The organism is Kurthia sp. Dielmo, from assembly GCF_000307285.2.
Lineage (GTDB): Bacteria > Bacillota > Bacilli > Bacillales_A > Planococcaceae > Kurthia > Kurthia populi.
This window is the reverse complement of sequence record NZ_HE578956.1, coordinates 585,929-602,342: the sequence shown is the minus strand read 5'-3', so window position 1 is coordinate 602,342 and position 16,414 is coordinate 585,929. Positions and strand designations below refer to the sequence as shown.

The window sequence follows — 16,414 nt, the reverse complement described above, 5'->3', positions numbered from 1 at the left end:
GTTATTTTCCCTCCTTTATTTTCTGAGTATCTTTATTTTTCTTGCCGAATTTTTCAAGACCTAATCGAATAAGGTAACCTGATGCGACGAAGAAGATGATTAATGCGATAACAATCGATACGATTTCTGTTGGAATACCTGCTTCATTTGGCATATTCAAACCACCATTTTTCAGTGCACCGAATAAAATGGCACCTAATAGCACACCAAACGGTTGGTTAGCGCCTAATAATGCAACGGCGATACCATCAAAACCAATACCTGTTGCAGCGGTCATTTTCATCATGTTGCCGAATGTACCAAGTGCTTCCATCGCACCACCAACACCCGCAAACATACCTGAGATGACCATTGCTAAAATAATATTACGACTAACATTCATCCCTGCATACTCAGAGGCATTCTTGTTGAAACCAACTGATTTCAACTCATAACCTAATGTTGTTTTTTCTAATAAAATCCACATAATAATAACAGCTAAAATTGCGACAACAAAGCCCCAGTGTAAACGAGAGAATTGTGTCATTGATGATAGCCATTCAGATGCAAGTGACGCAGATGGATAAATTTTATCCGTTTTCTCGCCGCCATCGCTAATTGCTGAAATGGCTGCGTTAGCTGTATGAAGAGCAATATAGTTCATCATAATTGTTACGATAACTTCATGCACTTGTAATTTTGCTTTTAATAATCCTGGAATAAAGGCCCAAATACCACCCGCTACTGCAGCCGCTAAAATTGCGACAACAGCATGTAAGCCTGTTGGCATTTCGAAGGCTTGACCAACATACGCTGCTGCAAGCCATCCCATAATTAATTGGCCTTCAACACCGATATTAAACATCCCTGTACGGAATGCAAAAGCGACCGCTAAACCAGAAAAAACATACGGTGTAATCGTACGAACGGTTTCACCTATATTATAAGTGTCACCAAATATCCCATTCCAAAGCGCTGAATACCCTGCTACTGGATTAAATCCTGAAACAAGCATCACAATCGCGCCGACAATTAATCCTAAAATAACTGAAACAACTGGCACGAGAATATTGACCATACGTTGTGACATTATTCTCCACCTACCTTATCTAATGATGGTTTTTTCACTGTTTGACCAGCCATTAATAAACCAAGCTGTTGTTCTGTTGTTTCTTGTGGTTTTACCGTATCAATAATATGTCCGTCATGAATAACTGCAATTGTATCCGATACGTTCATAACCTCGTCTAATTCAAACGAAATCAGTAATACGGCTTTTCCTTTATCACGTTGCTCGATTAGACGGCGGTGAATAAATTCGATTGCCCCTACATCCAACCCACGTGTTGGTAATGCCGCAATCAATAACTCTGGGTCACGATCGATTTCACGACCAATAATTGCTTTTTGTTGGTTACCACCTGATAATGCACGTGCCTCAGTTGATACACTTGGTGTACGCACATCAAATTCTTGAATGATTTTTTCTGCTAATTTATCGATTTTTTTATAATCGATAATACCACCTTTAGAAATAGGCGATTGATAATAGGTTTGAAGTGCAATATTATGTCCAATTGGGAAATCCAATACCAGACCATGCTTATGACGGTCTTGTGGAATATGCCCCAAGCCAGATTCTGTAATCTTACGTGGCTTCAACCCTGTAAGTTCTTGACCTTTTAAGAGTACCTTACCTGAAGATATCTTTCGAAGACCGGTGATTGCTTCGATTAGCTCGGATTGTCCATTACCATCAATACCAGCAATCCCCACAATCTCTCCAGCTCGGACGGTCAAACTTAAATCTTTCACGCGATCGACGCCTCGATTGTCTTTCACATTTAAACCTGTCACTTCTAAAATCGTTTCTTTCGGCGTAGCAGCCGTTTTTTCTGTTTTAAATACTACTTGACGACCTACCATCATCTCAGCTAGTTCATCTGGATTTGTCTGTGCAGTTGTCACAGTACCAATCCCTTGCCCTTTACGAATAATTGTTACACGATCTGAAACTTCCATAATTTCTTTTAGCTTATGCGTAATTAAGATAATCGACTTACCTTCTGAAATTAAGCGCTTCATAATTTGAATTAATTCCGTAATTTCTTGCGGTGTTAACGAAGCGGTTGGTTCATCGAAAATCAAAATCTCTGCACCACGGTAAAGCGTTTTTAGAATTTCCACACGTTGCTGCATACCTACTGAAATATCTTCAATTTTTGCATAGGCATCAACATTCAAACTATATTGTTCTGACAGTTGTTGCACTTTTTTAGCAGCTTTTTTAATATTTACTGTGCCGAACGCTGTTGGCTCATTTCCCAAAATAATATTTTCCGTCACCGTGAAGTTTTCAACTAACATAAAGTGTTGGTGAACCATGCCGATACCTAAATCATTCGCTTTGTTTGGATCTGAAATCTTCACTTCTTCTCCACGAACTTTAATCGTACCTGCTTCCGGTTGATATAAACCAAACAGAACATTCATCAACGTCGATTTCCCTGCACCATTTTCTCCTAATAATGCATGAATTTCTCCTTTTGCTAATTGAAGGGTGATATTATCATTTGCTACAAAATCCCCAAATTGCTTACGGATATTAAGCATTTCGATCACATATTCCAATGTGCTCACTCCTTCAAAATTCTCTTAAAAATAGTTTGTAATGGATTTATAAGGTTAATTAAATTAACACATGTAAAAATTCGAAATGTTCAAATTTTTACATGCAATAAATTAAAAATTTATTACAAAATAAACATGAGGGCAGACATTTGCCCTCATGAAATACCGGACATAATCGCGGCAATACTACTATTTTTCTGGTTGCTCAGGAACTTCAATTTTACCAGCGATGATATCTTCTTTTGCTGCGTCAACTTCTTTTTGTGTTTTATCAGAAATTGCACCGTGTGAATCAGCAAGACCTACACCATCATCTTTAAGACCGTAAGTTACTGTTTCGCCACCTGGGAAATCACCATCAGCTGAACGTTTGATCATATCTTGCGCAGCAACGTCAACGCGTTTTAATACAGATGTCATCACAATATTTGTTTTATCGTCAACTTTACCTTCATCATATTGGTCACGGTCTACACCGATTGCCCATACGTCATTACCAGATTTTTTCTGAGCAATTGCTTCAGTGAATAAACCTTGACCTGTACCACCAGCTGCATGGAATACGATATCCGCGCCACCGTCATACATACGTTTAGAGATTGCTTGGCCTTTCGCTGCGTCACCAAATGAACCAGCATATTGAACGTCAACTTTCACTTTAGGATCAGCTGCTTTAGCACCTGCTACGAAACCTGCTTCAAAACCACCGATGATATTACCTTCCATACCACCTAAGAAGCCAACTTTACCAGTTTTTGATTCTAATGCTGCGGCAACACCCGCTAAGTAAGAAGCTTCGTTTGCTTTAAACATAATTGATGTAACATTATCTAAATCTGGTACTACTGAATCGATAATAGCGATTTTCGCATCTTTTTGTTGAGCGGCTACTTCTTTCACTGAGTCTTCTAATTTAAATCCTACTGCAAATACTAAGTCAAAGTCACGACGAACTAAGTTGTTAATATTTGTTGTAAAATCAGAGTCAGAAGCTGATTGTAAATAATCGTAACCACCATCGCCTTTTTTCAGACCAGCCTCTTTCCCATAAGCTTGTAGACCTTCCCAAGTTGATTGGTTAAATGAACGGTCATCAATACCACCTGTATCCGTTACCATTGCTACTGAGAATGAATCTTTGTTGTCTCCACCTTTAGAATCGTCTTTCGAATCACTTGAACCACAAGCTGCCAATAAAGTACCTGACGCTAATAATGCTGTCAATGCTAAACCAATTTTACGCTTTTTCAATTTGGAGTCCTCCCAAAAAAGTGAAATTTTTATTTTTTGTATTGCTACGATAGCAGAAATAAATACGCTGATTTGTTATACACGCTTACGAACTACATGAAAGCTAAATTTATCAGCTCGGAAATAGTTGCGTGAGTAAAGAACCACTCGATCGTTATCATCATAGTGGAACTGCTTTAATACGAGTAAAGCTTGATCTGCTTTACAATTTAAGATTGGAGATACTTCATTGTGATAGCCAATAGGGTCAATATATGTCACTGCATATGACACGTGAATATCACCTGATTGTTCTAAAGATTGAAAAATCGATGGATTCTCCATTGTTAAAAAATCTGCCGATAGATAACTACTTGGCACTTGGTCTACACAATAGACGACGGGTTCCCCATCCGCTGTACGAACACGTTTAATCGTCATTATAGATTCATCTTCATCGCATTGAAAGCGCTTAATATCTTCTTCAGTCGAAATAGAAGCCGTGGAACTAATATATGTTGTGCCAGGCTCCATGCCTACTTCTTCGATCATTGAAGAAATGCTCGAAAGTTGTTCAATTCCTGATGTGAACACGGGTTTTGGGTTAACGAAAGTACCTACACCATGCCTGCGAACAATGATATTTTCCTCTTCCAACAGTCGCAATGCTTCACGAAGCGTTGCGCGACTGACTCCTAATGATTTAGAAAGTTCAAATTCTGATGGTAGTTTTTCATTTTCTTTAAAAACACCATTTTCAATATCCGTCTTTAAATGATCAATTACTTGGAGATACAGATGACGATGATCTGATTTTATAGCCATTCAAATCACCACCAATCAGTCATCAGACATCAGACGTAGAACATTTCTGCTAATCAGACAATACTATATCACTTTTAATTTAATAAATAAATAGCTTTAAACAAAAACTGTGTTAAAACAGCGAAAATTTTCTAACATTTATAATTTTTTCGTCAATTGTATAGTAAAAAAATGCAGGGATTCCAAAAACTTCCCTGCATTTATATCAATTTACTTACTTATTAATATTTGACGTGGCTTACTTTTTTCCGCAGGACCTACAACACCATGTTCTTCCATCTGATCCATGATGCGAGCAGCTCTCGCATAGCCAATTTTTAACTTGCGCTGTAAAAATGATACAGATGCATTGTCCTGTTCTACAACAAGGCGCACCGCTTCATTATAAAGCTCATCTGTATCCTCATCTGCCTCAGGTGCAATGTCCTCATCTGTTGGAATCATTTCTTCTTGGTATTGTGCTTTTTGCTGACTAATGACATATGCGACAATATCTTGTACTTCTTCATCTGAAACAAATGCACCTTGAACACGTGTCGGTTTTGATTCACCAGAAGGTAGGAATAGCATATCCCCACGTCCTAGTAAACGCTCTGCCCCGCCCATATCCAAAATAGTACGTGAATCAATTTGTGACGATACAGCGAATGCAATACGAGATGGAATATTCGCCTTAATAACCCCCGTTAACACATTTACAGAAGGTCTTTGAGTGGCAATAATTAAATGAATGCCTGCCGCACGCGCCATTTGTGCTAAACGCATAATCGAATCTTCTACATCGCCTGCTGCTACAAGCATTAAATCAGCAAGTTCATCCACAATCACAACAATAAAAGGTAAATGTGGATGCTTTTCATTATTTTCTTCGTTAAATCGATCTACATGTTTATTATAACCTTCAATATTTCTTGTGCCTGTATGTGAAAATAAATCATAGCGTCGTTCCATCTCACTAACTACTTTCTTTAGGGCTTCAGAAGCTTTGCGTGGGTCCGTTACAACGGGTGCCAATAGATGCGGCACACCATTATAAACACTTAATTCAACCATTTTAGGGTCAATCATCATCATTTTTACTTCATGTGGTTTAGCCCGCATTAAAATACTAATAATAATACTATTAATACAAACTGATTTACCACTACCAGTAGAACCTGCTACTAATAAATGTGGCATTTTGTTTAATTTTGTTAGTTTTGCCTCTCCTGAAATATCGCGACCTAAGCCAACAACCAATTTTTCATCTGGTTTATTACTTGGAGAAGCTTCTAATACAGAACGTAAGCTAACCATTGAAATTTCTTTATTCGGCACTTCAATCCCCACAGCAGATTTACCTGGAATTGGCGCTTCAATACGAATATCTTTTGCAGCTAATGCCAATGCCATATCATCTTGTAAATTAACGATTTTACTAACCTTCACGCCACGTTCAGGTAAAACTTCATATTCTGTAACAGCTGGCCCCAAATGCACTTCTGTCACATTAGCCTGAACACCAAAAGCATCTAATGTTTGCTCAATCGTTCTAGCATTTTGTTCAATAACTTCAAATTCAGCAGACTGATCTTTTACGGGCGGCAAGGCGAGTAAATCCATTTTTGGTAAATCATAAGCCTCATTTTGTACTATACCCGCTTCTGACATAATAGTATCTTGTTGTTTCTGTGAATTTTTGTCTATTTTTTCCTCTTCTTTAACTACTGGTTGTTCTTCTTCGACTGCAATATTTTGCGTATAAGCTGAAATGTTCAACGCTGGTTTTTTTATACTGTCAGATTTACTATCTGCTATAACAGTTTCTTCTTTAGCTTTCTGACTAGTTTTGTGTTGTTTTGACTTATCAGAAATAACTGGCTCTAGCTCTTCTTCCATTTTTTCTTCACGAGCATACATAACCTCGTCACGTCTTTTAGCAATTTCCTCACGCCACTTTGGAATTTGTTCCATTAAATACGGTACAAGTGCTTTCCCTGTCAATAAGATGATGCCAATCGCAATAAATAATACAGCTACTATTTTCGACCCTGTCATGTCCACGAGATTGTGAAATACTGCATACAAAACTGTTCCTAAAAGGCCGCCTCCAAGAAACCCATCTGGTTCTATATACGATTTTTCATGTACAATTAAGCCCCAGCTTTCGCTTAAAATACTTGTATTACGGTCAATCGATTCTCCATTATATAAATCATTAAACATCGCAATATGACTAAACAATGTCACACTACATAATAAACTGACGACACCCCAAATATAGCGATTTTTAAATGCTGGTAGCGTACGTCGCATCATCAAATAAACCGCATACCAAATCATAAAGATTGGTAATAATAAATACCAATTACCAATTAATAATTTACTGAGTCCTTGAAAAAAACGCCCAATTAAACCAAACTGAAACATTGTAATAAAAGCAACTGCTATTAAAACTAGTCCGACAATTTCATAAGACAAGGAAGGTCGCTTTTTTGCTGTCGCTTGTTTTTTCATCGGTGTTTTACGAGCATTAGGCTTCTTTGAAGACTCACGCTTCGTTGTTGTCGTTTGTTGTTTGCGAGTCGTCGTTTGCTTTGTCTTGTTCGACGCCATGCCGTCACCTACTTTCTTTCTTCATTATACCTTGTAGTAAAAATGAAAAAAAGGATTCCCTGCCAAGAGGCAAGGAATCCCTTTTAGAATAATTAATATTCCATGATAATTGGAATAATCATTGGACGACGTTTTGTTTTTTGGTATAAGTAACCATTTAACGTATCACGAATTTCTTGTTTAATACTTGTCCATTCATAAGAACCTTTTGTTACGTATTTTTCAACAACGCCTCGTACAAGTTTTGCTGATTCATCCATTAGCTCTTCAGATTCACGTACATACACGAACCCACGAGATAAGATTTCTGGACCTGAGGCAATTTTTTTCAATTTACGATTAATTGTTACAACAACGATGAAAATACCATCTTGTGATAGTAATTTACGATCACGCAATACGATGTTACCCACATCGCCGACACCAATACCATCGATTAAAACGTTCCCCGCTGTTACGCGGCCAGCCATACGCATTTTACCATTTTTGTATTCGACAATATCACCTTTATCCGCGATAAAGATTTGTGATTTTTGTAAACCGACATCTTGCGCTAATTTTGAATGCGTAATTAACATACGATATTCACCTTGGATTGGGATAAAGTATTTAGGTTGCATTAGATTTAGCATTAATTTTAAATCTTCTTGTGAACCATGTCCTGATACGTGAACTTTTTTATCTGCTGAGAATACTTTTGCACCTAGCTTAGATAATTCATTCATTGTATCAGCCATTTGCACTTCCATGCTTGGAGATGGTGTAAATGTAATTAAAACCGTATCATTTTGTTTAATGCGTAAATCGCGGTGGTGTTTACGGATAATTTTTTCTAATCCTTCAAGTGGTTCACCTTGATTACCTGTAATAATTGCAACGATTTCATTATCTTCATAATCAGACATTTTATTAACTGGAATGATTTTTTCTGAATCAATTTCTAAATAGCCTAAACGCATACCTACTTCAAAAATTGTTTCTAAGCTACGACCTACGATTGCCACTTTACGACCTGAAGCAATTGCCTGATCAAATACTTGTTGAATACGAATGAAGTTAGATGCGTATAACGCTACTAGAATACGGCCTTCTGCTTTGTGGAATGTTTTTTCTAAACGAGTTTTTACAACGTTCTCTGATAATGTATAGCCTTCTTTTTCAGCTTCTGTAGAATCTGACATTAAGATGAATACACCTTCATCACCAAGCGCTGCCATTTTAGCGATGTCTGGGCGATATTTACCTTTTGCTGATTGATCAAATTTAAATTCACCTGTATGAACGATAGCACCCTCTGATGTATGGAATACAACACCTAATGAGTCTGGAATACTATGCGTTGTATGGAAGAATGTCACATACGTCGTTTTAAAGTTCATACGGCTTTTGTTTGTTACCTCAAAGAATTTTACTTGATGAGGCGCTGGATTTGCTTTTAAATGTTCTTTTGCTAACGCAATTGTTAAACGAGAGCCATATACTGGTGCATTTACTTTACTTAATAAGTAAGCCACCGAACCGATAGCATCTTCGTGACCATGTGTTAAGAAAATCCCTTTGACACGATCTTTATTTTCTACTAAGTAACTCATATCTGGAATGACATAATCAATCCCTAACATTTCGTCCTCTGGAAACATTAATCCACTATCTACTACGAAAATATCATCGTCGATTTCGACAACGTACATCGCTTTACCGATTTCACTCACGCCACCTAGTGGAATAACGCGAATCGTTTCATTTTTAATTTTTGCCACTTCTTTTCCTCCTAAAATATATCCCGTACAGCAACCACTTACACTCATTATAATTGTTTACCCAATATTACACAATTAAAAAAATGTCAATTCATGCCGTTATATCACGTTTCCAAAAAAAAAGAGTATCTAGATTTTCTCTAGAATACTCTCGGTCAATTAATCTACTTAAACCGTAGCAAAAGATTTTTGTTGTTCAAAATAAGCATCCCATACAATATCAAATGCTGCCTTCTCTTCATCTGTTAACGCTACGATTGGTAAACGTACATTCTCATTACATAAACCTAATTTTGATAACGCATATTTAACTGGTGATGGACTTGGTTGCGCGAATAATGCTCGAATTAACGGTAATAATGCTTGATGAATTTTTGCTGCTTCTGCATGACGGCCCTCTTTAAATAAAGAAATCATCGTTTGCATATCATTCCCAACAACATGTGCCGCTACTGATATAACACCATGTCCACCAACTGCTAATAATGGTAATGTAATGCCGTCATCCCCACTATACACTTTGAAATCATCTGGAGTTGAAGCAAGGATTTCAGACATTTGGTCTAAATCACCACTTGCTTCTTTAATGATTTGGATATTTGGTACTTGTGCCAGTTTGGCAACCGTTTCCGGTGCAATATTAATGCCTGTACGTCCTGGAATATTATAAAGCATTACTGGAATATCTACAGACTGCGCAATATCAACAAAGTGAGCGTAGATTCCGCGTTGATTTGGCTTATTATAGTAAGGTGCTACTAGCATAACACCATCTACCCCAGCAACTTCAGCTTTTTGAGCCATAATTTTTGAATAGTATGTTTCATTATCACCAACACCTGCAATAACTGGTACACGACCGTTAACGCGGTCTACTGTATATTTTAAAACATCTAATTTTTCTTCCGTTGACAATGTTGGAACTTCTCCTGTTGTGCCTAATACAACAATTGTATCTGTTCCAGTTGAAATTAAATGTTCAATCATACCCGCTAAATGTTTATAGTCTACCATTGCTCCATCTTTCGTAAATGGTGTGACCATTGCTGTTCCAATATTACCTAAATCCATTTTTGCCATCCCCTTAAATTTTATAGTAAGCCGTCTTCAAGCATTGCTTCTGCAATTTGCACTGAGTTAAGTGCTGCACCTTTTAATAGATTGTCTGATACAACCCACAGATGGAAGCCTTTATCATTATTTAAATCTTTACGAATACGACCTACAAACGTTTCACCTTTACCTTCTGCTTCAAGTGGCGTTGGATATTCTTGGTTTGCTGGATCATCTTGTAATACAACCCCCGGTGCAGCTTTTAAGACGTTTTGAATATCTGCAACTGTAACACCTGCTTGAGCTACTTCAATAAAGATTGACTCAGAGTGCCCTGCCACAACTGGTACACGTACACAAGTTGCTGCTACTGGTAATTCAGGTGCATGCATAATTTTTTTCGTTTCATTAATCATTTTCATTTCTTCGTATGTAAAACCATTATCAGTGAAAACATCGATTTGTGGTAATACATTACGCGCAATTGGGAAGTGACGTTTATCGCCTTTAACCGGTAAAATAGTTGCTTCTACATCTTTCCCTTTTTCCCATTGTACACTTTGCTCATGCAGTTCTTCGATTGCACTAACACCAGAGCCTGATACAGCTTGATATGTCGACACAATTAAATTATTTAAACCGTATGCTTGACGAATTGGCTCAAGTGCTACCATCATTTGAATTGTTGAACAGTTTGGATTTGCAATAATTCCTTTATGTTCTTTAATATCTGCACGATTTACTTCTGGCACAACAAGCGGAACATCGGGGTCCATACGAAATGCACTCGTATTATCAATTACGACCGCGCCTCGTTCTGCTGCAGCATGTGCTAATGCCGTTGATACAGAACCACCTGCTGAAAATAATGCTACATCGACTCCTTCAAATGATTCTGGTGTTGCTTCTTCAAGTACATATGTTTCGCCATTGAATGATAACTCCTTGCCAGCAGAACGCTTTGATGCAAGTAACTTCAATTTACCTACTGGAAACTTTCTCTTTGAAAGTTGCTCCATCATTTTTGTTCCTACTGCTCCTGTAGCACCGACAACTGCTACTGTTAATTGTTTCGTCATCATCCATCTCTCCCTATGTTTATAAAAAACTATAATTGGCGTTATTGTATCACAATAATTCAGTATTGTGTATAATAATCCGACTATTTTGGATATTCTAGCATTTTAAAGCGTTTACATAACGAAATATAACATGAACTAAAGTTTTCATTTAAACAAAAAAGAAATAAGATGCATTTGACTGCATCTCATTTCTTTATTTTTCTTTATCATTAAAAATAACGGATCTAGCATGTGGTTTCGTTAAAATACGTTCAATTACACGTTCAACACTTGCCTCTGATACCGCAGCCAATTCCGCTAAAGATTGTTCTACTGTTCGCTCTTCCCCGTATGTTAATTCATTTCGTGCATTACGGTTCATGTAATCAAAACTCGTTTCTAAGCCTAATAATAAACCACTTTCTAATTGAATTTTTGCACGTTGAATTTCTTCTAACGTTACACCATTATTTTTAATATCCTCAATAACCGCAAGAATCGTTTCTTCCATTTGAGCAAGCTGTTTCATCGATGTACCACCATAAATCATCCATGCGCCCATATCTTCATAAGAAGAATAATATGAATAAACACTGTATGCTAATGCTTTTTCTTCACGAACTTTTTGGAATAAACGTGAAGACATCGAATCCCCAATAATATTGTTTAATACAAGTAAGCTAACGATGTCTGGATCCGAAACTGCTAGGCCTTCATACCCTAGTACAAGATGAGCTTGTTCAATCGCCATTTTTCGTTCTACTGCATCTGCATGGAAGATTGGTTTTGTATGATGTACCTGTTCACGTGCCTCATTATCAAATTGATTAAATGTTTCTATAACAAAATCAATGAGTGCATCATCAATATTACCCGCTAATGAAATAATCACTTCACTCGGTGTATAATGTTCATTCATAAATGCTTTAATTTTTCTTTCGTAAAAGTGCGAAGTGTTTCCTCTGTCCCTAAAATGGGTGCCGCCATTTGTGAACCGGCAAACATTGTTTGCCATAAACGTTCATCTACGCTATCCTCTGGATCATCCTCACTCATCGCAATTTCTTCTAATATAACTTGGCGTTCTTTTTCAATATCTTCTTCACGAAATGCTGAATTAAAAAATAAATCAGCTAAAAGGGCAATCGTTTTTCGTGCCTCGTAATCAAGCGATACAGCATAATAACAAGTCTGGTCCTTTGAAGTAAATGCATTTGTCTGTGCACCTAATCGGTCAAATTCCTCTGCTAGTTGTTTTGCTGTACGTTCAGCTGTCCCTTTGAACAACATATGTTCAATAAAATGTGTTAACCCATTGTCTTCGGGTTTTTCATAGCGAGAACCCACATTCACAAAAATACCAATTGCTACCGAGCGCATATGTGGCATTTTTTCTGTAATAATTCTTAAGCCATTAGGGCATACTTGTTTTGTTGTCATATTCGCCTGCTAATTCATCTGTTACAATTAAATTAACAGCTTTCACCTCACTTTTAATCTCCATTTTACTCAGCCTACTATAGCACAACAACACAAAAAAAGCGCAATACATGGCGTATTACACTTTATTTTATAAAAAGACTAAATTTCTTCTACAGCTGCTTTCTCTTCTTGAATAACAACTTTACGTGATAAGTTCACACGATGTTTCGCATCAACTTCAATACATTTCACACGTAATTCATCACCTAATTTTAAAACATCTTCAACATTATTTGTACGTTCTTCTTGGATTTCAGAAATATGAAGCAAGCCGTCTTTACCTGGGAAAATTTCTAAGAAAGCACCGAATTTTTCAATACGTTTTACTTTCCCCATGAAATATTCGCCAACTTGTGCTTCGCGAACAATTCCTTCAATCATTTCTTGCGCTTTTTGAATCATCTCTTGATCAACAGAAGCAATGAAAATCGTACCATTTTGTTCGGTATCAATCTTAACACCCGTTTCATCAATGATTTTATTAATTTGCTTACCCCCAGGTCCAATAACATCACGAATTTTTTCTGGTTTAATTTGCATTTTTTTGATTTTCGGAGCATGTGTTGATAACTCTTCACGAGGACCTGATAATGTTGCAAGCATTGAATCTAAAATAATCATACGACCACGTTTTGCTTGTTCTAAAGCTTCTTCTAAAATTGCACGGTTAATGCCATCAATTTTAATATCCATTTGAAGTGCCGTTACACCTTTAGCTGTACCTGCTACTTTAAAGTCCATATCACCAAGATGATCTTCCATACCTTGAATATCTGTTAATACCGCATAGTTGTCACCTTTTTTCACAAGACCCATTGCGATACCTGCTACAGGTGCTTTTAATGGTACACCAGCATCCATCATTGCAAGACAAGAACCACAAATTGATGCTTGTGACGTCGAGCCATTTGATTCAAGCACTTCTGATACACAACGAATTGTGTAGGGGAAATCTTTTTCATCTGGAATGACAGCAAGTAATGCACGTTCACCTAAAGCACCATGCCCAATTTCACGACGACCAGGACCACGCATTGGACCAACTTCACCAACTGAGAATTGAGGGAAGTTGTAATGATGCATGAAACGTTTATTCTCTTCGACACCTAAGCCATCAATTAATTGCACTTCTGATAATGAGCCTAATGTACAAACAGATAACGCTTGTGTTTGACCACGTGTAAATAAGCCTGAACCATGCGCACGAGGAAGTAAATTAACTTCTGAAGAAAGTGGACGAATTTCATCTAATTTACGACCATCAGGACGAATTTTTTCATCCGTAATTAAACGACGTACTTCATCCTTAACCATTTTATCCAATACCTGTGAAACTTGTTTTAATTGCGCTTCTGCATCTGCAACATCGCCAATTTTCTCAGTATAAGCTTCCATTACAAGTGCTTTTACTGCATTAATTGCTTCATCACGTGCATGCTTCTCATATGTTTGAATAGCAGCGATCATTTGAGGTTCATATGCATCATTGATTTCTGCAATAAGCGTAGCATCTAACTCATGTAATTCCACAGCCATTTTTTCTTTTCCACATTCAGCTGCAATTTTTTCTTGGAAAGCGATGACCTTTTTAATTTCTTCGTGACCGAAAAGAATTGCTTCAAGCATTGTTTCTTCAGGAACTTCTAGTGCTCCCGCTTCTACCATGTTGATTGCTTCCTTTGTACCAGCTACTGCTAAGTTAATTAACGATACGGCTTCTTGTTCTGGTGTTGGATTGACAATAAATTCGCCATCAATCAAACCAATTTGCACGCCGGCAATTGGTCCATCAAATGGAATGTCGGATACCATAAGCGCTAAAGAAGATCCCAACATAGCAGCCATTTCAGTTGAACAATCTGGATCTGCAGACATAACCATTGAAATAACTTGTACTTCATTACGGAAGCCATCTGGGAATAATGGGCGAATTGGACGGTCAATTAAGCGTGACGTTAAGATTGCTTTTTCAGAAGCACGACCTTCACGTTTAATAAAGCCTCCTGGAATTTTACCTGCCGCATACATCTTTTCTTCATAATTCACTGTTAATGGAAAGAAATCTGTTTGCTTTGGTTTCTTTGATGCTGTCGCATTACATAACACAGCTGTATCACCATAGCGAACCATTACTGCACCATTTGCTTGTTTTGCTAATTGACCGACTTCAATTTGAAGTGGACGGCCAGCCCATTCATAGGTATACACCTTTTTTTCGCTCATTGTAAAATGAACTCCTCTCTACGATTATCTAACACCATTTTTTATCTATGTAGTAGTATATTTTATCAAATTTCATCATTTTTAACATCTAGGAAATGTTTGAAAACATAAGAAAAAGCGGGGCTAGCCCGCTTTTGTGTGCTGAATTAAATTCTAGCGACGTAAACCTAATTTTTGAATAGTTTCGCGGTAACGAGTTACATCGTTTTCACGAAGGTATTTTAATAGGTTACGACGACGACCTACCATTTTGAATAAACCGCGACGAGAGTGGTGATCCTTTTTGTGTGTACGTAAGTGATCGTTTAATAAATTGATTTCTGCAGTTAGTACAGCGATTTGTACTTCTGGAGAACCAGTATCACTTTCGTGTGTGCGGAATTCCGCGATGATTTCGTTTTTACGTTCTTTTGTTAGAGCCATGCTCTACACCTCCTAAAATTATAAAAACCCCCATTTACTGAGTTCATCGTTGGAGAATCGATTGACCAAGTAATGGTTGTCCGTGATTAAATCACTTAAAGAAGTGTATCATATAAAGGCTTTATGTTGCAACTATATTCACATCATTTGCAAGTATAGTTCTTTATTTTTAGCCATTACATTCTTATCACGCGTATGGATTATTTTTGTGCCTCAAAATATTCCATACATTGTTGTTTGTCCGCTTGTAATTGTGCAATAAGCGCTTCAATACCATTAAAACGTTGTTCATCGCGCAAACGTTTATACCAATCAATCGCTACTTCTTCTCCGTAAATATTACGATCAAAATCAAAAATATTTACTTCAATTGTTAGTAGTTTTTCATCTGGATTTTTAAATGTTGGTTTAAAACCAATATTACACATACCTTCATACCATTCATCTTGCACACGAATTTTCACAACATAGACGCCATTTGCCGGAATAAATGTTCCTTCAGGTACTTGAACATTTGCTGTTGGGAAACCAATTTGACGACCTCGTTTGTCCCCATGAACGACGACACCTGGTGTTTGATATGGTCGTCCTAATAATGTTTGAACTTCTTCAATATTGCCCTCTTTTAGTAGTCCTCGAATACGTGTTGAACTCACCTTATCGTCACCATCCTCTAATTTTTCTACAACTTGTACGGAAATATCCGTACCACAAAGCTCTCTCATCACATCCATATTACCGCAACCTCGACTACCAAACGTATAATCAAAGCCTGCAGTTACATGAACTACATTTAAATCTCTTACAAATAATTGTACGAAATCTTCTGGACTTAATTTAGCAAAATCAGATGTAAAACGTACGACAAATAATGTATCAACACCTAATTTTTCTAAAACCTCGATTTTTTGTTGAAGCGGTGTAATGTAAAAAATAGCTTCTTTACGTCCCCCTAAAACAAGCGAAGGATGCGGATCAAAGGTCATTACCGCTAACTTTGTATTCGTTTGTTGTGCCTTTTCTTTCGCTGCATTGATTACCTTTTGATGACCTCTATGTACGCCGTCAAAAAAGCCTAATGCGAGTGAATAAGGGCCACTCACTTCTTCTGTGTGAATGTGATGTGGATACATCAATTGAATCACTTGCATT

General features: G+C 37.3%; 13 protein-coding genes. All 13 read right to left on the bottom strand.

What is annotated here, in order from left to right; all coding sequences use genetic code 11:
- Position 1: 1 nt before the first annotated feature.
- Positions 2-1,069: an ABC transporter permease gene (locus KTHG_RS03300; protein WP_020189502.1), complete on the bottom strand. Its 1,068-nt coding sequence runs from the start codon at positions 1,067-1,069 to the stop codon at positions 2-4.
- Positions 1,069-2,610, bottom strand: coding sequence for an ABC transporter ATP-binding protein (locus KTHG_RS03295; protein WP_020189501.1), 1,542 nt, complete (start codon positions 2,608-2,610; stop codon positions 1,069-1,071). Before KTHG_RS03295 ends, KTHG_RS03300 begins: the two co-directional genes overlap by 1 nt.
- Before the next feature lie 189 nt (positions 2,611-2,799).
- Positions 2,800-3,861: a BMP family lipoprotein gene (locus tag KTHG_RS03290; RefSeq protein ID WP_020189500.1), complete on the bottom strand. Its 1,062-nt coding sequence runs from the start codon at positions 3,859-3,861 to the stop codon at positions 2,800-2,802.
- Positions 3,862-3,936: 75 nt separating this feature from the next.
- Positions 3,937-4,665, bottom strand: coding sequence for a GntR family transcriptional regulator (locus KTHG_RS03285; RefSeq protein WP_020189499.1), 729 nt, complete (start codon positions 4,663-4,665; stop codon positions 3,937-3,939).
- Between the two features lie 210 nt (positions 4,666-4,875).
- Positions 4,876-7,161 (bottom strand): FtsK/SpoIIIE family DNA translocase, encoded by a 2,286-nt coding sequence (locus tag KTHG_RS03280; protein WP_049894850.1) that lies wholly within the window; start codon positions 7,159-7,161, stop codon positions 4,876-4,878.
- Between the two features lie 191 nt (positions 7,162-7,352).
- The gene (locus KTHG_RS03275) at positions 7,353-9,020 is read right to left on the bottom strand and encodes a ribonuclease J (protein WP_020189497.1); all 1,668 of its coding nucleotides are present in this window, start codon (positions 9,018-9,020) and stop codon (positions 7,353-7,355) included.
- Positions 9,021-9,188: 168 nt separating this feature from the next.
- Entirely contained in the window at positions 9,189-10,091 is a 903-nt protein-coding gene (dapA, locus tag KTHG_RS03270; protein ID WP_020189496.1) for a 4-hydroxy-tetrahydrodipicolinate synthase, read from the bottom strand.
- 20 nt (positions 10,092-10,111) lie between these two features.
- Entirely contained in the window at positions 10,112-11,152 is a 1,041-nt protein-coding gene (locus tag KTHG_RS03265) for an aspartate-semialdehyde dehydrogenase (RefSeq protein ID WP_020189495.1), read from the bottom strand.
- 196 nt (positions 11,153-11,348) lie between these two features.
- Positions 11,349-12,053 carry a M16 family metallopeptidase gene (locus tag KTHG_RS21755; RefSeq protein WP_020189494.1) on the bottom strand — a complete coding sequence of 235 codons (705 nt, stop codon included), beginning with the start codon at positions 12,051-12,053 and terminating at the stop codon, positions 11,349-11,351.
- Complete coding sequence (locus KTHG_RS21750) at positions 12,050-12,574, bottom strand: M16 family metallopeptidase (RefSeq protein WP_020189493.1); 525 nt, start codon at positions 12,572-12,574, stop codon at positions 12,050-12,052. Before KTHG_RS21750 ends, KTHG_RS21755 begins: the two co-directional genes overlap by 4 nt.
- A 141-nt stretch (positions 12,575-12,715) precedes the next feature.
- On the bottom strand, positions 12,716-14,839 hold the full coding sequence (pnp, locus tag KTHG_RS03255) for a polyribonucleotide nucleotidyltransferase (RefSeq protein WP_020189491.1): 2,124 nt from the start codon (positions 14,837-14,839) through the stop codon (positions 12,716-12,718).
- 153 nt (positions 14,840-14,992) lie between these two features.
- Positions 14,993-15,262, bottom strand: a complete 270-nt coding sequence (gene rpsO, locus KTHG_RS03250; protein ID WP_010286308.1) for a 30S ribosomal protein S15 — start codon at positions 15,260-15,262, stop codon at positions 14,993-14,995.
- Positions 15,263-15,462: 200 nt separating this feature from the next.
- Positions 15,463-16,413: a bifunctional riboflavin kinase/FAD synthetase gene (locus KTHG_RS03245; protein ID WP_020189490.1), complete on the bottom strand. Its 951-nt coding sequence runs from the start codon at positions 16,411-16,413 to the stop codon at positions 15,463-15,465.
- Position 16,414: the final 1 nt, after the last annotated feature.